The organism is Listeria farberi (assembly GCF_014229295.1).
Lineage (GTDB): Bacteria > Bacillota > Bacilli > Lactobacillales > Listeriaceae > Listeria > Listeria farberi.
In genome coordinates, this window is sequence record NZ_JAARZL010000001.1 from 172,016 (window position 1) to 189,333 (window position 17,318).

Below are 17,318 nucleotides of genomic sequence, written 5' to 3' on the forward strand. Positions count from 1 at the left end.
GTAATTTTTAGTTACTTTGTCGCGTAGTAAATCCAGATTTTTTATGCCATAATTAATAAGCTAAAATGTATATTTTATAAAAGAGTGGTGTGAAATGCGTATTTTTTGTGGGATTATGTCAATCCAAGCAGGTTTTATCGGTGCTCTTGCTGAAATACTAAGCCCGGACAGTAAAAAAAATAACTTGTTCATGATACCAGAAGATCTTGCGGCATCATCAGGCTATTTAATGTCACTTGCGATGATTTTAGCAGGAATCCTCATTATTTGTGCTTATCGAAATGATTTTCTAATATTTATGGCACTAATTTTATGGCTATTTGGGCTTGTCTTTGGACTGATTTTCACCCCTAGTTATTCGGGATTCTATTTTCGTCCAATTGTATGTTTAATAAGCTTCTTAATGGGCCTGTTTATTTTTACGGATTATACAAGGCATCGAGATATGAACGAAGAAAGGTGAGCGAAATGCCCACCTTTTTTTATTTATATACGTGCAAGTCGCGAAGTCCCAAACTGTAACCCAAGATCAATCAATGCGCAAATCCAAATACTTACAAAACTAACAAATAACGGCAAATCTGTGTAAAGATTGAGGAAAAATAAACCAATTAGAAGTAATAATAACAATGCATCTTTCCAAATAGAAAAGCTCACTTCTACCTTTTTATGGGCTATAAAAACGAATTGTTTTGAGATGAAAAATAGTACTACAGAGCCAAACAACATCAAAAGTAAGACATCTTTTTCTAAATGATCTTCATACAGTAAATGCAAGTTCGCTGCGAGGAGCATAATGGAAATAATAATAAAAAAATGTCCATATATTAAGTACTGACCATGTGTCTCTTTATGGTGATCGACTATTTTTTCAAAACTATGAAAGTAAGAGATGAAGAGTGTACTGATAATTAGAAAACCAAGAAAAGTATAGCTAATAGTATATAAATCAAGCGTATGTCCGACTAAAATAGTAGTAATCGCAACGATGCTCTCACCAAATGTAATAATGACAAACAAACCAAATCGCTCTGCCAAATGCGGGAAATCAACGGGAACTTTCCGTAATGTTTTTGCTAAGAATAACGGTAAAATAATATCAACTGCGATACCTAGATACATTACTAAATAACGAATAAAGCCATCAAAGAAAACAGAAGTAGCTGTCGTGAAAACCCCTAACAGAAACACACTTCCAAGTATAATTGCCACCTTGCGCGCGTTTCCACCTAGCTGTCTACTAATAACAAAATACTGAATAACCGTAATCAATCGAATGCCTAAATAACCAATTAAAAAAGTATAGTACGTATTTGAAAAAGTTAAATCAAAGCTCGCTGTCATCAATATCAAGAAAAACATTTGCGGTAACATATAAAGTTCAGGTAATTTTAACTTTTCACCAAATCGGTTGAAAAACATCGTCTGCCCCACCCATGCCCAAAACATCGGCGTTACCATCAGTAAGTATTCGCCAAAATAAACAGCAGTTTTATCAGGATGATTATCAACACTAAGTAAAAGATGGGTCGTGGAAGCAACCGCGGTAACAAATATTAAATCAAAAAATAACTCTAGCCAAGAAACTTTCCGTTCTGTCATTGTTTCACCCCTTTAAATCCTCTTTTTTAAAATTATACCACGCGGAAAGCTATTCTTATTTACTTTTGACATTGGCTTGCCGAGAAAAGTATAATGGAGGGACAAATTTGTATAATTACAATGACGGGAGAGAGCTAAATGGTGAAAACATGGGATGAATTTTTGGAGCAAGAAGCTAAACAATCTTATTTTATAGAATTAATGAAAGCGGTTAAGAAAGCGAGAGAAAACGGGAATGTTTATCCCGCTGAGGAAGACATGTTTTCATGTTTCCGCTTATGTCCCTATGATAAAGTAAAAGTTGTCATTCTTGGCCAAGATCCTTATCATGGCCCGGGGCAGGCACACGGCTTAAGTTTTTCTGTGCAAAAAGGCGTTCGAATCCCACCAAGCCTTCGAAATATTTACAAGGAACTAAAAAGCGACTTGGATATTGATCCAGCTAGTCACGGTTATCTTGCTAAATGGGCGGAACAGGGAGTTTTACTAATGAACACAAGCTGGAGTGTGGAGGAAGGGAAAGCCGGAAGCCACAAAAAATTAGGTTGGGCGACATTTACCGACCATGTTTTAGAAGAGTTAAATAATTATGATAAGCCGCTTGTCTTTATTTTATGGGGAAATCACGCTATAAAAGCTGCAAGTGGTATTACAAACCCAAAACATTTACTGATTAAAGGGGTGCATCCGTCTCCTCTTGCCGCAAGCCGTGGCTTTTTTGGAAGTAAACCATTTTCAAAAACTAATGAATTTTTAAAAGAAAATGGCAGAGCTCCAATTGATTGGGATTTAAATAGTAAATAATAGTAATTCTTGGAAGTTTTTTTCCTATTATAAACTTTTCTATAAAAGTGAAAAAATTTACAGAATAATTACTAAAAGCTTTTTACATAAGGTTTCTTTCATGTTATGGTTATTAAAGGAGAAAGTATAAATTTAAAAAAGTTCCTAAAGAAGGTGACGGTTTGAAGCATAATTTTACAGAAGATGACTTTGTTTATGGAGAATCATGGGGACTCGTTCATCGGGGGGTTTTAGAGGACAAAGAAATAGATCGAATGAAAGCGCTACGAGACAAAGTAGTGGGCAAAAAAGGTGTAGCACAAACGACGCTTAAACCAATTGGAAGTGTCAGAATAGACGGTGAAGTCTATGAAGCTCGTTTGAAAACAGGTTATTTGGAAGTTGGAAAACCAATAATTGCAGTAGGTATCGATTTCGGATATGTACTAGTCAATGAAGATATACAGGAGGGAGAAAAATGACAATGATTGGACCAATTATTATCGCAGTATTGATTATCATCTTTTTAATCGTCTTTTTTACTTTAGTACCAGTGGGGTTATGGATTAGCGCATTATCCGCGCGTGTACCAGTAGGACTCGGAACATTAATCGGGATGAGATTACGCCGGGTTGTACCTTCTCGCGTTGTAAAACCGTTAATTAAAGCAGTAAAAGCAGGACTTGATTTAGAAGTAAACCAACTTGAAAGTCACTATTTAGCAGGTGGGGACGTGGATAACACAGTTGATGCGTTAATCGCCGCACACCGAGCAAATATTGAATTAGATTTCAGCCGTGCAGCAGCAATTGACCTTGCTGGACGTGACGTACTTGAAGCAGTACAAACTTCCGTAACACCAAAAGTTATCCGTACACCTGAATTTACTGGTGTGGCGCAAAACGGGGTAGAAGTAAAAGTTATCACACAAATTACCGTACAATCCAATATTGAACGTATCGTCGGTGGTGCTGGTGAAGATACAGTTATCGCGCGTGTTGGTGAAGCCGTAGTATCTACAGTCGGTGAAACGAGAGAACATACAGATGTACTCGAAAATCCAAACAGCATTTCGAAAAAAGTCCAAGAGCAAGGACTTGGAGACGGAACAGCTTATACTATTCTATCCATTGATATCGCTGAAATGCGTATCGGTGACAACATTAAAGCGAAACTAGACATCGAAAAAGCGAATGCAGACATGGAAGTTGCTCAAGCAGCTGCATCGAAACGTAAAGCAGAAGCGATTGCCCTAGAACAAGAAAACAGAGCAGCAGTAGTAGCGGCAGAAGCAGAAGTGCCACGCGCTCTTTCTCGCGCTTTAGAAGAAGGAAACCTAGGCGTAATGGATTACTACAAAATGGAAAATGTTCAATCGGATACAGCAATGCGTGAGTCGATTGCACACGAAGACGAAAAATAAACCTTGATCTTTTGCAAGAAAGAAGGTGTTTTCATTGGACTTTAGTGATTTTCTAAATAGTGGTTGGGAAGGTGTCTTAGTTATCCTTGGGGTAATTGGCGTTATTGTAAATCTTCTTAGTAAATCTGGCAAGAGCGCTGATAGCGAAAAAAAAGAACCATCCAAGCTAAACCAAATGTCGCGTGCGAACTACAAGCCGCAACATCAAAACCAAACCACTAAAAAACCAGAAAAACGAAAAGTATCACAAGGAACTTTTACACAAAATAAAGAACAAGACAAAGTTATCGCGGAACAAAAAGCTGCACAAGAGAAAATGTTAAGAGAAATCCGCCGGGAATCCGACGTGGCCAAAGGGAAAAAGATAATGAAAACTTCCACGCACCGCCCTAAAAAAGCTCGAAAATTACGGGGTAGGCTACAGGAAGCAATAATTACAAAAGAAATCCTTGATAAGCCAGTCTCTTTACGAAAAAACCATTTATAGAAATAAGCCCAAGAACTAGTTTCTTGGGCTTATTTTTTTCCTGTGTCCAAACTGTTACATAATAAAGTTAAGTTTTAAAATAGCTGTATTACAACTGTAACATTGACCTGCTATGCTGTGTGTATATAAAAAAGGGGTGCGTGGATTGAAAATAATAGCAGCGAGAAGAAAGATTTTTTTTGCGTTGATAGCTTTAATAATTTCTTTTTCAGTACTATTTTTACCAACAAATAGCGCATTAGCAGCAACTACCTACAAAATGACTACAACAGCTGATGTAAATGTTCGCACAACAGATAGTACAAGTGGCAAAGTCATCGGTTTTTACAAAAAAGGTACAACGATTACTTTTACAGCCAAAACAAAAAATAATTGGTATAAAACATCCTATAAGGGTAAAACTGGTTATGTTTCAGGAAAGTGTGTAACTACATATAAAGCGCCTGTTGCCACTTCGACACAAAGTTTTACTTCGTTAAATAACGAAGCAAGAAAACACCTTGGCAAACGCTATAAAATGGGCGCAACTGGTCCAAGTTGCTTTGATTGTTCTGGATATACGCAATATGTATATTCAAAAGGAATAAAAAAAGCTATTCCTCGGACAGCGAAACAACAATATGCCTCCGCCAAAAAAATTAAAGCTAGTGAACTAAAAAACGGTGACTTAATTTTCTTTAATTACGGTAAAGGAATTGCCCATGTTGGGATTTATGTAGGAAATGGAAAAATGCTGAATGCACAAAATAACGGCGTAAAATATGACACTATCAAATCTGGCTACTGGAAAAAATATATTGCTGGTTACGGCCGTGTAGCAAACTTAAAATAATTTTACAAAGCGTCACTTTCAGGTGATGCTTTTTTGTGTAGTTAATAAGGAGGAATCATAAGTGGATTTTAGTATAAAAGAAATGACATTAGAAGAGTTGGAACCTAAAGTAATCGAAGGTCTGATGAATCATAAAGAGAGAATGGGCTACTCGATACCTAAAAGTGAACCTGTTTTTATTGGATTTGCAGCCGTAAATCAAGCAGGAGAAATAGTCGGTGGCGTGACAGCTAAAACGAGTTACGGTGAACTCCATGTGTCTCTGCTTTCAGTAGATCAAAAAATGCAAGGAACAGGGGTAGGAACAGCATTAATAGAACAAATAGAAAGATATGGTAGAGACAATCATTGCCACCATATCTCTCTAACAACATTCAGTTACCAAGCTCCAGAATTTTATAAAAAATGTGGTTTCATAGAGCTTGGTCGAATTAAAGATTTTCCATTAAAAGGTGAGGAAAAATACTTTTTCGTCAAATATCTTTGAAATTTACATCGAACGGTTCTTGCTAGCTGCGGCTTGAACAGCACTAATAACAGATGAGCGGAAACCATTATCTTCAAGCGACTTGACTGCTTCAATCGTTGTTCCACCAGGAGAGGTGACCATATCTTTTAATTTCCCAGGGTGTTCGCCAGTTTCTAATACCATTTTTGCGGCACCAAGAACGGCTTGAGCTGCAAATTTATAAGCTTTATCCCGCGGCATACCATTTAAAACAGCTCCATCAGCAAGCGCCTCGATAAACATATACACATACGCTGGGGACGAACCACTGACTCCTACTACTGCATCCATTAAGTTCTCAGGAACTACTTCTGCTTTTCCAAAACTAGAAAAAATAGAAGAGATATCTGCTGTTTCTTCTGCAGTTACATTACTATTAGGCGAAATGGAAGACATTGCCTCACCGACAAGAGCTGGCGTGTTCGGCATAACCCGCACAATTTTAGTTTCTTTGGAAGTTAATGCTTCTAAGTCTTTAAGTGTAACTCCTGCTGCCACAGAAATAATGATTTTTTCGGGTATGATTTTGTCTTTTACCGCTGTTAAAATCTCAGGAATAGTATACGGCTTAACCGATAAAATGATTATATCCGCTTGGTCTATGAGATGAGCTGTATCTGTTGTCAGTTGAATCCCATTAAATTCTGTTTCAAGTGGTTTTAATTTTTCTATATGCCTACCGCAAACAAGAATGTCTCCTCTTTTCACTAAATTAGCCTTTGCTAAACCACGAATCATTGCTGTCCCCATATTACCAGCACCTATAAAGCCAATTTTTTTCATACTATTTTTCGCCCCTAACAAAATCTTTTTTTCTATTATCTCATGTTTTGTAGCTTTGTCCAGAATTGGGAAGGCGGAATAAATGCAAAAAATATAATCACTACTAAATTAAATTAGGTTTAAAACTATCTTAGGAGATATTCTAAGATAGTTTTATATTTTGGATTGTTTTTTTTGTAAAAATAATCCGATTTTAAACGATATTTGTAAAACCGTTTATGAAAATTGCAACCTCACTAAAATTTGAGCAGTATGGTTAATTAAATGTAGCGAAAATGTGTCAAAAGCGACTCTCTTGACAACTAAAAATAAACATTATTGTGAAAATTGTCTTCCAGTAATTTTTTTTCCACAACATTAAAAATCGCCTTTGGATACCGTATCTGACACAATGTTTTTAAAGATTGAAAGCGCTAAAAATGGCGGTTTTATCAGCTATAATTAACTTTGGATAACAGTTCCAACTACATAATAATGCGAGGTGAAAACAATGAATTTCTTTTTACAATTATTAGGTAATTTTTCTGGTGCTTTAAATTTACCAGACGTAACAGAAGTACTAAACAACTTAATTAAAGCTATTTTTGGTTGATTTCATGAAAATAAAGCATAAGGGAGGTAACTACAAGTGAATTTCTTTTTACAATTATTGACTAATTTTTCAGGAGCATTTAATTTCCCAGAAATCACAGGGTTATTAAATAACTTAATCAAAGGAATCTTTGGTTGATTTTCACAAAATAAAATAGCAGAGGAGGCCGCAAAAGAATGAATTTCTTTTTACAATTATTAACTAATTTTTCAGGAGCACTTAATTTCCCGGAAATCACAGGATTACTAAACAACTTAATCAAAGGAATCTTTGGTTAATTGCTCATTTGAATAAGTTGAAAATATAGGGTTAAGGCTGACTTAACCCTATTTTGTAATTAAAGATGTAAATGAGGAGGATTTTAAATCCATGAAAAAAATAATCGCGTTAATCACAACAATTGCGTTTCTATCAATGGTTGTCTTTAACTTTATTCCTAATATCGTTGTAAATGCAGCCAATACTTCCGAGAGTAATTTGACATACAAAGATGTGCGGAACGGTTTTTACTTTGTTGGCTATGAAAATGTATTACTTGAAAAAGGAAAAAGTTATAAGTATACAGTAGCCTATGAAGCCAATATTGATATGCAAATGACTAACACTGTTACAGGCCAATCAGCAAAAGCAGGGCTATTTACACCAAGCTCATCTGGTGTAGAACTTAATAGTAATTATGTAACTACTACACAAAAGAATGTTGTCGATACAGCAAATGATGGTAATAAAGTATTTACACATACATTTGAATTTACAGCAAAAGAAAATACAAAAGCAGATATTGGGGCTTATTTAGGAGCTGGCTCTGTTATTCCAACAACTCCTGATGCGACGATAATTTGGAAAAACGTATTAGTGACAAATGAAACTGCCGTAGTACAACCAGAGGCGCCAGTTATTATAGCAGAAGATAAAACCATCAAGCAAAACGAAACATTTGATACACTAAAAGACGTCACTGCGACAGACAAAAAAGATGGTGATCTTACAAAAGATATCCAAGTGATAAAAAATACTGTAGATACAACGAAAAGTGGCGAGTATGACGTAGCATATAGTGTGACAAATTCCAGCAAACTAACGACTACAAAAAATATTAAAGTCACCGTTACTCCAGTAGAAAAAATAAATGTAGCCCCCGTTATTAGCGCAAAAGACCAAACAATTAAAGTTGGTGACCTGTTTAATGCGCTAAAAGGAGTTACTGCGACAGATAAAGAAGACGGAGACCTAACAGCAAAAATCAAAGTAACAAAAGACACTGTAAACAATAAAGAAAAAGGTGTCTATCAAGTAACATATACAGTTACAGATTCAGGCAATCTATCAGCTTCTCTTACTATCAAAGTCACTGTTACTCAAGATGGAAAATTAATTGTTAATCCGACTGATCCAACTGATCCACCTGATTCAGAAGTAACAAATACAAACACTCCTACAGGATTTGAAAGAACTTCAGCAAATCCGACAACAACTAAATTAAATGCAAACAAAATCCCAAAAACCGGCGATAGTTCTATGGTTTGGGTAGTTTTAACCGGTTTAGGCTTAACTGCAATTGGCATTAGTTCTTATCGTAAAAAAGCAAATAGATAAAATATCATTCATGAAAAGAGTATTTTAGATTTTTAAATCAAGTACTCTTTTCATTAACTAGATGATAAAATGGCATTCTAGAGCTGTTTTTAAAGAGCTTTACACAGAGAGGGGAGTCATTTATGCCAAAAATTGCTAAAGGTGATCGATTGGAGAATGTTGCTTTTGAATACATTAAAAGCAAAATTACGACAGGAGAGTATCCAACGGGGTATCGCGTAGTAGAAGCAAAGTTATCCCAAGAACTAAACATGAGCAGAACACCGATTAGAAGAGCAATTATCAATCTTTGCCATTCTGGTTTTTTAGTTCATCAGTATAATCGTGGAGCATTTGTTCAAAACACAGAAGTTACGATTACAGAGTTTTTTTCACGAATGAAATTGGTCGAACTTTTAATGTATGAAAGCACGGAAAAATTAGCTTTACGGGAAGACTATATTGTAGTGGATGACATCATAGAAATAGCAGAAAAAGTAATTCAATATGAAAAAAATAGAGAGTATGAATTAATGCGTGGTGCTTTTGAAGATTTCATTAGTACATTTATTGGCAAACTAAATAATGATTATTTTAATAGAATAATTCAAGATTTATGGGATGAAGTGAATGATAATGCAACAAAAGAAGTAAGACTCATTATTGTTTCTGCAAGTGATCGAATTGCGGAAGAATTAGCGCACATGATTGAAATTTTAAAATCATGGAATTATGAACAATTAAAAAAATGTTTTCAACACATTATGAACGCAATGATTTTGATTGCTTTTTAAAGAGAGGTTTTAACTATTGAAAAAAATAAGCTGGATGATTATCATGCTAATTATCGTTGTTGCATCAATAGGCTATTATTTTATAAAAGAAGATGAGAAAAAAACGCCACAAGCAATTAATTACAAAACTGTAGAAGTGAAAAAAACAGACTTAAGTGTGTATGTTTCTGCAGAAGGTCATATAGTGAAAAAAGTAAATGAATGGCCAGACTATGAAGATTTCGCAGTACAAATCATGGTAGACGAGCTAGAAATTAATCAAATAAAAGAAAAACAAACAGCAAATATTAACGTTGAAGCAGTAGCAAATAAAATATATAAAGGAAATGTTTCTGATATAGATGAAAAAGGTATCATAAATGGCTCGGTAACATATTATAAAGTTACCATTGATTTGGAAAATGAAGCTGATTTAAAAGAAAATATGTCCATAAGTGCTGATGTTCTCGTAGCATTAGAAAAAATGGTTCTAACAATCCCAATCGAAGCAGTTCAGACGAATAAACAAGATAAAAGTTATGTTTATATGGTTGATGAAAATAAACGAAAAAAGAAAATATTAATTGAAACAGGAAAACATAATACAAAATCTATCCAAATAATAAAAGGACTTACAGAAGGACAAACTGTGATTATTCCGTAAACGGAGGTGAGAGCTATATGATTCAATTATTTAATATTTCCAAATCCTATCAAATGGGAGAAACCACTATTAAAGCTTTAGATAATATATCACTTCAAATCAATCAAGGCGATTTTTTAGCCATAGTAGGTCCATCTGGTTCTGGAAAATCTACGCTAATGAATATCCTTGGAATACTTGATAAGGCAACAGTGGGTGAATACTATTTCAATAAAATGAATTTAATGCGAATATCAGACAAGAAAATTTCTAAAATTAGAAATAGAAGAATTGGTTTTATTTTTCAGCAATTTAATTTAATGCCTCGACTCACTGCTTTTGAGAACGTGGAATTACCCCTTGTATATCGAGGTGTAGGTAAAGTTGTTCGGAAAAAAATAGTATTAAAAAGTTTAGAACGAGTTGGATTAGTAGACAAAAAAATACATTTACCTGCTCAGCTTTCAGGAGGCCAGCAACAACGTATTGCGATAGCTCGAGCCATAGCTGGTAGTCCAGAAATACTGTTAGCAGACGAACCAACAGGCGCGCTGGATTCTAAAACTAGTGCAGAAATAATGACATTGCTGAAAGAAATTCACCGAGAAGGAAATACTTTGATTATGATTACGCACGACAAAGAAATCGCTCAACAAGCAGAGCGCATTATAGAAATAAAAGACGGAAAAATCCACGAATGGAATAAAATATGAATATTTTTCAAAGCATTAAATTAGCACTAAAACAATTATTATCCGCCAAGTTTCGAACATTTTTAACAATGCTTGGAATTATTATTGGTGTTTTTTCTGTTATATTACTTATTTCGATTGGTGAGGCAATTTCGCAAAATGTATCTACACAATTAGGGGATTTGGGGAGCAATCTGGTATCTGTTAGCTTTTATTCAGATAATAAAAACGATAAATTTACGTATGAAGAAGCAAATAGTCTTTTGAACGAAGATGAGATTGGTTCGCCGGAAGTAATGCAGACGAAAGAAGTAAGAACAAATACAAAGACTGCCAGCTATCAAGTAACTGGGATAAATGGAGACTATGCAAGGATAAAAAACTTGGAACTTATTTCAGGACGATTTTGTTCTAATGTAGATGTTCGCTATGCTCAAAAAGTAACAGTTATAGGCTCAAAAGTGGCTAAAACTTACTTTAAAAAGCAAAACCCGGTGGGAGAACATATGCAAATTGCAGGTGCTAGATATTTAGTCATTGGAGTATTAAAAGAAAAAGGGGAAAGCTTATTCGGATCAGCTGACCAGCAACTTTTTATTCCAATCACCTCTGCGGAACGACTTTTTAAAACGGATTCTGTAGATATATATTATATTCAAACTAAAAATACAGAACAAGTACCAAATGTAGTAAGACGGATAAAGCAAAATCTAAACCAACTTTTCCCACATAATAAAGACGCATATACAGTTGTTAATCAACAACAGGCTTTAGATACGTTTGATAGCATTACTAGAACACTTACCATTGGTTTGGGCGCCGTCGCAGGGATTTCTTTACTTGTTGGCGGCATCGGTATCATGAATATTATGCTTGTATCAGTTTCGGAAAGAACTCGAGAAATTGGGATTAGAAAAGCAATTGGAGCAGATAGTGGTGAAATTTTGCGGCAATTTTTGATTGAAGCGATTGTACTTAGTTTGTTAGGTGGTGGTATTGGTATTTTTCTAGGAATTTTTTCCGCGCAGATAGTCACAGCAGTATCTAGTTTTGACATGCATGTTTCTGTTACAACAATCCTATTAGCGGTCGGATTTTCGATGTTTATTGGAATTGTTTTCGGCGTAGTCCCAGCGTATAAAGCATCGAAAAAAATGCCAATAGATGCGTTACGAGCAGATTAACTACAGGAGGAGTTTTTATGGAGAAAGGACAACAAGTAGACGATACATGGGTTTTAGTGGAAATCGTTAGTCTAATAACCAATGTAGAACGACAAAGACTTAGAGAACTTAGTTATGCTGACTTGGAAGAATTTTATGAAAGAGTTATAGTAAAACAAAAAAGAAATCCTACTTTTTGCGAGAATAACGAAACTGTGCGAAAATAAAAGCAAATTAGCGGGAGGAATTTAAATGCAAGAATCAATCAGGAAACAATATGATGGCATGACATTAGTTGAATTCGAAATAGAAATAAATGCACAAGTAACTGATGTGTTCTCTTTGTTAACGACAAACGAAGGACTACAAAAATGGTTTAACGAGCTTAAAATAGGTGAGCTTGGAGCAAATGGACACCTTCTTTTCATCATGACTCCTGAGGAAAAAATCACGATGCCAATTCGGGAGTTTGAACCTAATCGAAAACTAGCTTTTCAGTGGGATCAAGATGAAGTAACTTTTGAACTAAATGAAATCGCTAGAAACAAAACAAAGCTCTTCTTTACCGAACGCCTGACTGTTATCACAGAACATAGCCCAAGAGATATTTCCGGTTGGCATATTTGCTTGAAGAAATTACAAGCGAGCGCAGAAGGAAAAATATATGATTTTAACAAAGCAGAGTTCGAAACGCTCTTTGCCAAGTATCAAAAAGAATTAAATATCGAAAAATAAATCCTTTAAAAAAGCCATAAAGAGAGCTGTAATTGCTCTCTTTATGGCTTTTTGCTGTTTCAATTAAATTTTTTCCACTTTAACTGGAAATTCCTTATGTTCAAAAAAGTAATCGGTTTCATTAAAATGTAAGTGTAAGCAAGGCATGAAAAAATACGGGGTGACAAAATGATAGTATCAGAAGAACAATTATTTTTAAATCAGCATCTAAGCACTAAAGAAGAAGTGCTAGCTTTTATTGCAGACAAAGCAGCCGAAATTGGAATTACGACAAATTCGGCACAAGTGGAGCGTGACTTATGGGCTCGCGAAAAAGAATATGCAACAGCAGTACAACAATTAATCGCCATTCCACATGCGAAAACAGAGGCAATATCGGAAGCAAAACTGCTTTTCATTCGTCTAGTAGAACCGATTGATTGGGATTCCAAAGAAGGCTTTAAAGCTCAAGCTATTTTTGCGATATTAGTTCCAGCAAGTGAGGCCAGCCAGCAACATTTGAAAATTTTATCAAGTGTGGCTGTGAATTTACTAGAAGAAGCATTTCAAGAACAAATTTTAACGATTCAAACGGAACATGAGCTGATGGATTACTTGAAAGATAATTTGGAAGGAGAATTAATATGAAAGTTATAGGGGTTACGTCATGTATTGCAGGGCTTGCGCATACACCAATGGCAGCCAAAGCACTAGAAAAAGCTGGAGTTAAATTAGGACACGATGTCAAAATTGAACAACAAGGAGCGATGGGCACTATTGATGAAATTACGCCAGCCGAAGTAAGTGCAGCAGATGTAGTTATCATTGCGGCGGATAAAGTGATTGACGGGGAAGACCGTTTCAAAGGAAAACCAGTCGTTCGTGTGAAAATTGGTCAATGTGTCGCGAACGGGGAAGCGGTGTTAAGTAAAGTTGTTGCAGCAATTGAAGCACGTAAACAAAAGGAGGCTAATTAGGTCATGAAAGGGAAATTAAACGAAGCAAAAGATCACTTAATGTCTGGTATATCCTACGCACTACCGGTCATAATCGCAGGGTCACTTGTTGTAGCTGTTGCAAAATTAATTGGGATTATCGGCGGGGTTACAAATTTAGATGCCTACGCAGATGCAAGCGGATTTTATCATTACGTTTACTTATTCCAAAATGTTGGTTGGGCGGCAATTGGCTTACTTAACTTAGTACTTGCTGGATATATTGCTTATTCTATCGCTGGAAAACCGGCTCTTGCTGCTGGTTTTGTCGGTGGGGTCCTTGCTACTAGTACAAATGCTGGTTTCTTAGGTGCCGTTGTCGCTGGTTTCTTCGCTGGTTGGTTAACAAACTGGGTGAAAAAACATGTTCGAATCACTGGACCTGCTGCTAGTTCTTTACCACTAATTATTTTGCCACTTATTACGGTTGGTGCCACGGGGATACTGATGTCGCTGATTCTCGGTGGGCCACTTGGTTGGTTAAACCAAACGTTACTTGATTGGGTAACTGAAATGTGTAAAAACGATACAAACGTCATTATTCTCGCACTTATTTTAGGAGCAATGATTGGATTTGACCTTGGTGGACCGGTAAACAAAGCTGCTTGGATGGCTGGGAATGCGCTATTTATGAGTGGAATTTATCTACCTTCGATCATGATTAATGTCGCAATTTGTATTCCGCCACTTGGCTACGGAATTGCTACACTTTTACGTAAAAAGAATTATTCTACTACATTCAAAGAAGCCGGAAATGGTGCACTAATTATGGGACTGATTGGCGTTACAGAAGGTGCGATTCCATTTACACTACGTAGCCCTGGTAAATTAATTCCACTAAATGTTATTGCCTGTGCGATTGGTAGTGCAGTAACAATGGGGCTTGGCGCTTATGTGAAAATGCCGCCGATTGGTGGAATGTACGGTTTCTTCACCATTGGTAACGGCTGGGCTTACTTAGTTGGTGGCTTGGTTGGTGCATTCATCATCGGAATCTGCGCTAACTTATTCGTGAATTTCACCGAAGAAGAAACAGCTGCTGCAGATGATGCTGTGGACGATATCGATATTAGTTTTGATGAAATAGAGATTAAATAATAGTTGGAGGATTTAATTAAAATGGCTAAAACGAAAGTACATGTAATTCCGCATTCACATTGGGATAGAGAATGGTATTTCACTTCAAGCCGTTCAACAATCTATTTAGTGAAGCATTTAAAAGAAGTAATTGAAACATTAGAAGCAAAAGATAATTATCATTTTTATTTGATGGATGCCCAAAGTTCATTAATAGAAGATTATTTGCGCTACTGCCCTGAAGATAAAACTAGATTAGAAAAACTTATTGCTGAAAAACGGCTTATTACAGGCCCTTGGTATACTCAAACGGACCAATTAGTCATTTCACAAGAATCGATTGTTAGAAACTTGCTATATGGAACGAGAATGGCTCGCGAAATGGGACATAGCATGGCTGTTGGTTATGTCCCAGATGCGTTCGGACAAGGTGGTAACATGCCGCAAATTTATAAAGAATTTGGTATATCGAAGTTTCTGTTTTGGCGTGGTGTTGCTGATAATCGCTTGAAACAAACTGAATTTATTTGGCAGGGCGATGACGGGACGGAAATGCTTGCGGAACAAATTCCATTCGGCTATTACTACGGAGCAAATATTCCAGAAAATGAAGCGGAACTTAAGACTTATTTGGATGAGCAAATTGGCGCTTTGGAAGAAAAAGCATCCACGCCAAACGTATACTTCCCAAACGGCTTAGACCAAGCACCAGTCAGAAAAAATTTGCCGGATTTGGTTGCGAAATTTAATGAATTAGATCATTCGCGTGAATACCAAATCGCTTCACCAGAAACTTTTTTTGCTGATTTGGAAAAAGATGTAACTGATTTACCAGTCATTGCTGGGGAATTAACAGAAGGTAAACATAGCCGTCTGCACAAATCGATTTTCTCCACTCGGGCGGATTTAAAACAAGCAAATAATGAAATCGAAAACTTTCTAAGCAATATACTAGAGCCAGTTCTGTCGATAAGCTACGCACTTGGAAATCGTTATCCGCACAATGAGCTCGCGGAAATTTGGAAACTGATGTTTGAAAATGCTGCACACGATAGCATTGGCGGCTGTAACAGTGACACGACTAACCGTGACGTCAAACATCGCTATAAATTGGCTTCGGATTTAGCAACCAATTTACTCGATTTAAACATGCGCCTCATCAGTGAAAAAATCGAACAAAAACAACCATTCCAATTTACCGTTTTCAACCCACTGCCATACGAAAAAAGCGGCGTGATTAAAATGACCGCGTATATCCCAGAAGGCAATTTCATCATAGAAGACGCGCGAGGAAACGAGCTTGAATACACAATTCAAGAGAAAAAGGACTTAACTGAATACGTCTTAAATCAACATATCGACCTAAATCCTAGTAAATCCGTTTATTTACCAGAAAAAGTCTTTTTAGCAACGATGCTAGTAAATGTAAATAACCTGCCAGCACTAGGATACGATACCATCTACTTTAATTTAGAAAAAGAAACACCAGAGCAAGAACCAACACAATCCGCCACGAGCAAAATTGAAAACGAATTTTATGAAATCCAGCTAGCAGCCAACAATTCACTAACGATTTATGATAAAAAAGCGGGTAGAACCTATACAGATCAAATGATTTTTGTGGAAAATGGCGACGATGGTGATTCGTATAACTATTCTCCACCACGTAAAGACCTTGTAATTTCATCGAAAGAAGCGGTAGTGGAAAGCATAGAGTCTAGCATATCAAACGTCAACCAAGCATTAACTATTTCTTTCAAGTTAAATGTACCGTATAATTTAGAAGAACGTGCAAATAGTGAAAAAAGTAACGAAATGACTATCAAAACAGTAATTTCTTTACGTAAAAAAGAAGAACTCATTCGCTTTGATGTCCAAGTTGCTAATCAAGTACTGAGTCACAGGTTATGTGTCACTTTCGCAACTGAAATTGCTAGCAAATTCTCAACAGCTGACCAATTATTCGCCCCAATCAATCGTCCGGTTCGTCTTCCAGAAATGGACATATGGGAAGAGGAAGAGTGGCAAGAAGCACCAATTTCGATTGAAGCGATGCAAAGTTTTGTGAGCTTACACGATGCAACACACGGGGTTGCTGTAATGACAGAAGGCGTGCGCGAATACGAAATCATTGGTGAAAATTACGATACGATTTCCTTAACCTTGTTCCGCACATTTAGCCATATGGGTAAAACCGATTTACTATATCGTCCAGGTCGTGCTTCCGGTGAATCGATTGTAGCAACACCAGACGCGCAGCTACTTGGTAAAATAAACGCAATATTCGCGCTAACTTTATTTGAGAGTTCTTTTGATGAAGCGAATATTGCGAAAAAAGCAAAAGAATATTTGTCGAACCCGCCAGTTTACCAAATGTCTGATTTCCTAAACGGCCGCTTGATTTATGTTTACCGGGACGAAGAAAAAATGCTAGATGCCACATATAGTCTAGCACTTCCGACAATAGACGGAGCGATTATTAGTGCAGTGAAAAAAGCCGAAGACAGCGATGCTTTCATTACGCGTTTTTTCAATCCATATTTACAAAAAGAAATTACCATCCCAGAAATTTTCCAAGGCAAGGAATGTCATTTGGACGAAAGCAAGTCAAACGAGAAAGAAACGACATTAAAACATGCCAAAGTACAAACGTATTTGTTTAAAAATTAAAGTTTA

General features: G+C 36.3%; 19 protein-coding genes and 1 pseudogene. 18 read left to right on the plus strand and 2 right to left on the minus strand.

All coding sequences use genetic code 11. The features are described 5' to 3' along the window. Positions 1-94: 94 nt before the first annotated feature. Positions 95-463 (plus strand): hypothetical protein, encoded by a 369-nt coding sequence (locus tag HCB38_RS00825; protein WP_185317918.1) that lies wholly within the window; start codon positions 95-97, stop codon positions 461-463. Between the two features lie 23 nt (positions 464-486). On the opposite strand, the gene HCB38_RS00830 is transcribed toward HCB38_RS00825, so the two are convergent. Continuing rightward, entirely contained in the window at positions 487-1,602 is a 1,116-nt protein-coding gene (locus tag HCB38_RS00830) for a low temperature requirement protein A (protein ID WP_185317919.1), read from the minus strand. A gap of 138 nt (positions 1,603-1,740) precedes the next feature. On the opposite strand from HCB38_RS00830, the gene HCB38_RS00835 reads away from it, so the two are divergent. From HCB38_RS00835 to HCB38_RS00860, 6 genes are all read left to right on the plus strand, one after another. Further along, on the plus strand, positions 1,741-2,406 hold the full coding sequence (locus HCB38_RS00835) for a uracil-DNA glycosylase (RefSeq protein WP_185637246.1): 666 nt from the start codon (positions 1,741-1,743) through the stop codon (positions 2,404-2,406). 161 nt (positions 2,407-2,567) lie between these two features. Beyond that, complete coding sequence (locus HCB38_RS00840; RefSeq protein WP_185619856.1) at positions 2,568-2,867, plus strand: NfeD family protein; 300 nt, start codon at positions 2,568-2,570, stop codon at positions 2,865-2,867. After that, positions 2,864-3,808, plus strand: coding sequence for a flotillin-like protein FloA (floA, locus tag HCB38_RS00845; RefSeq protein ID WP_003723104.1), 945 nt, complete (start codon positions 2,864-2,866; stop codon positions 3,806-3,808). Before HCB38_RS00840 ends, floA begins: the two co-directional genes overlap by 4 nt. Positions 3,809-3,842: 34 nt before the next feature. After that, on the plus strand, positions 3,843-4,295 hold the full coding sequence (locus tag HCB38_RS00850; protein WP_185317922.1) for a hypothetical protein: 453 nt from the start codon (positions 3,843-3,845) through the stop codon (positions 4,293-4,295). Between the two features lie 145 nt (positions 4,296-4,440). Further along, entirely contained in the window at positions 4,441-5,127 is a 687-nt protein-coding gene (locus HCB38_RS00855; RefSeq protein ID WP_185317923.1) for an NlpC/P60 family protein, read from the plus strand. A 61-nt stretch (positions 5,128-5,188) separates the two neighbouring features. Further along, complete coding sequence (locus HCB38_RS00860; protein ID WP_185317924.1) at positions 5,189-5,614, plus strand: GNAT family N-acetyltransferase; 426 nt, start codon at positions 5,189-5,191, stop codon at positions 5,612-5,614. A 3-nt stretch (positions 5,615-5,617) separates the two neighbouring features. Here the strand turns inward: HCB38_RS00860 and proC are convergent, their stop codons facing one another. Beyond that, positions 5,618-6,418, minus strand: a complete 801-nt coding sequence (proC, locus tag HCB38_RS00865) for a pyrroline-5-carboxylate reductase (protein WP_185637248.1) — start codon at positions 6,416-6,418, stop codon at positions 5,618-5,620. Positions 6,419-7,379: 961 nt separating this feature from the next. Here proC and HCB38_RS00870 point away from each other — a divergent pair. The 11 genes and pseudogenes from HCB38_RS00870 (at position 7,380) to mngB (ending at position 17,312) form a co-directional block, all read left to right on the plus strand. Further along, positions 7,380-8,606, plus strand: a complete 1,227-nt coding sequence (locus HCB38_RS00870) for an LPXTG cell wall anchor domain-containing protein (RefSeq protein WP_185637250.1) — start codon at positions 7,380-7,382, stop codon at positions 8,604-8,606. 122 nt (positions 8,607-8,728) lie between these two features. Continuing rightward, positions 8,729-9,379 (plus strand): GntR family transcriptional regulator, encoded by a 651-nt coding sequence (locus HCB38_RS00875; protein ID WP_185637252.1) that lies wholly within the window; start codon positions 8,729-8,731, stop codon positions 9,377-9,379. A gap of 43 nt (positions 9,380-9,422) precedes the next feature. Then, positions 9,423-10,022 carry an efflux RND transporter periplasmic adaptor subunit gene (locus HCB38_RS00880; protein ID WP_185318986.1) on the plus strand — a complete coding sequence of 200 codons (600 nt, stop codon included), beginning with the start codon at positions 9,423-9,425 and terminating at the stop codon, positions 10,020-10,022. 17 nt (positions 10,023-10,039) lie between these two features. Next, complete coding sequence (locus HCB38_RS00885) at positions 10,040-10,714, plus strand: ABC transporter ATP-binding protein (RefSeq protein ID WP_185317928.1); 675 nt, start codon at positions 10,040-10,042, stop codon at positions 10,712-10,714. Next, a complete protein-coding gene (locus HCB38_RS00890; RefSeq protein WP_185637254.1) occupies positions 10,711-11,877 on the plus strand; it encodes an ABC transporter permease in 1,167 nt (388 codons plus the stop codon). Before HCB38_RS00885 ends, HCB38_RS00890 begins: the two co-directional genes overlap by 4 nt. A gap of 17 nt (positions 11,878-11,894) precedes the next feature. Then, positions 11,895-12,035: pseudogene (locus tag HCB38_RS00895) on the plus strand (BH0509 family protein); the annotation flags it as partial. A 73-nt stretch (positions 12,036-12,108) separates the two neighbouring features. Beyond that, positions 12,109-12,591, plus strand: coding sequence for an SRPBCC family protein (locus tag HCB38_RS00900; RefSeq protein ID WP_185637256.1), 483 nt, complete (start codon positions 12,109-12,111; stop codon positions 12,589-12,591). A 168-nt stretch (positions 12,592-12,759) separates the two neighbouring features. Next, positions 12,760-13,218: a PTS sugar transporter subunit IIA gene (locus HCB38_RS00905; RefSeq protein WP_185317932.1), complete on the plus strand. Its 459-nt coding sequence runs from the start codon at positions 12,760-12,762 to the stop codon at positions 13,216-13,218. Beyond that, positions 13,215-13,547: a PTS fructose transporter subunit IIB gene (locus tag HCB38_RS00910; RefSeq protein WP_185619852.1), complete on the plus strand. Its 333-nt coding sequence runs from the start codon at positions 13,215-13,217 to the stop codon at positions 13,545-13,547. The genes HCB38_RS00905 and HCB38_RS00910 overlap by 4 nt, the downstream gene beginning before the upstream one ends. A 3-nt stretch (positions 13,548-13,550) precedes the next feature. Further along, positions 13,551-14,663, plus strand: a complete 1,113-nt coding sequence (locus tag HCB38_RS00915) for a PTS fructose transporter subunit IIC (protein ID WP_003723113.1) — start codon at positions 13,551-13,553, stop codon at positions 14,661-14,663. A 21-nt stretch (positions 14,664-14,684) separates the two neighbouring features. Further along, a complete protein-coding gene (gene mngB / locus HCB38_RS00920) occupies positions 14,685-17,312 on the plus strand; it encodes a mannosylglycerate hydrolase (protein WP_185637259.1) in 2,628 nt (875 codons plus the stop codon). The last annotated feature ends 6 nt before the right edge of the window (positions 17,313-17,318 follow it).

Coding starts and splice junctions, on each gene's coding strand:
- HCB38_RS00885 (WP_185317928.1), top strand. CDS start 10,040: ATGATTCAATTATTTAATATTTCCAAATCCTATCAAATGGGAGAAACC.
- floA (WP_003723104.1), top strand. CDS start 2,864: ATGACAATGATTGGACCAATTATTATCGCAGTATTGATTATCATCTTT.
- HCB38_RS00900 (WP_185637256.1), top strand. CDS start 12,109: ATGCAAGAATCAATCAGGAAACAATATGATGGCATGACATTAGTTGAA.
- HCB38_RS00880 (WP_185318986.1), top strand. CDS start 9,423: ATGCTAATTATCGTTGTTGCATCAATAGGCTATTATTTTATAAAAGAA.
- proC (WP_185637248.1), bottom strand. CDS start 6,418: ATGAAAAAAATTGGCTTTATAGGTGCTGGTAATATGGGGACAGCAATG.
- HCB38_RS00910 (WP_185619852.1), top strand. CDS start 13,215: ATGAAAGTTATAGGGGTTACGTCATGTATTGCAGGGCTTGCGCATACA.
- mngB (WP_185637259.1), top strand. CDS start 14,685: ATGGCTAAAACGAAAGTACATGTAATTCCGCATTCACATTGGGATAGA.
- HCB38_RS00875 (WP_185637252.1), top strand. CDS start 8,729: ATGCCAAAAATTGCTAAAGGTGATCGATTGGAGAATGTTGCTTTTGAA.
- HCB38_RS00870 (WP_185637250.1), top strand. CDS start 7,380: ATGAAAAAAATAATCGCGTTAATCACAACAATTGCGTTTCTATCAATG.
- HCB38_RS00915 (WP_003723113.1), top strand. CDS start 13,551: ATGAAAGGGAAATTAAACGAAGCAAAAGATCACTTAATGTCTGGTATA.
- HCB38_RS00905 (WP_185317932.1), top strand. CDS start 12,760: ATGATAGTATCAGAAGAACAATTATTTTTAAATCAGCATCTAAGCACT.
- HCB38_RS00830 (WP_185317919.1), bottom strand. CDS start 1,602: ATGACAGAACGGAAAGTTTCTTGGCTAGAGTTATTTTTTGATTTAATA.
- HCB38_RS00825 (WP_185317918.1), top strand. CDS start 95: ATGCGTATTTTTTGTGGGATTATGTCAATCCAAGCAGGTTTTATCGGT.
- HCB38_RS00835 (WP_185637246.1), top strand. CDS start 1,741: ATGGTGAAAACATGGGATGAATTTTTGGAGCAAGAAGCTAAACAATCT.
- HCB38_RS00890 (WP_185637254.1), top strand. CDS start 10,711: ATGAATATTTTTCAAAGCATTAAATTAGCACTAAAACAATTATTATCC.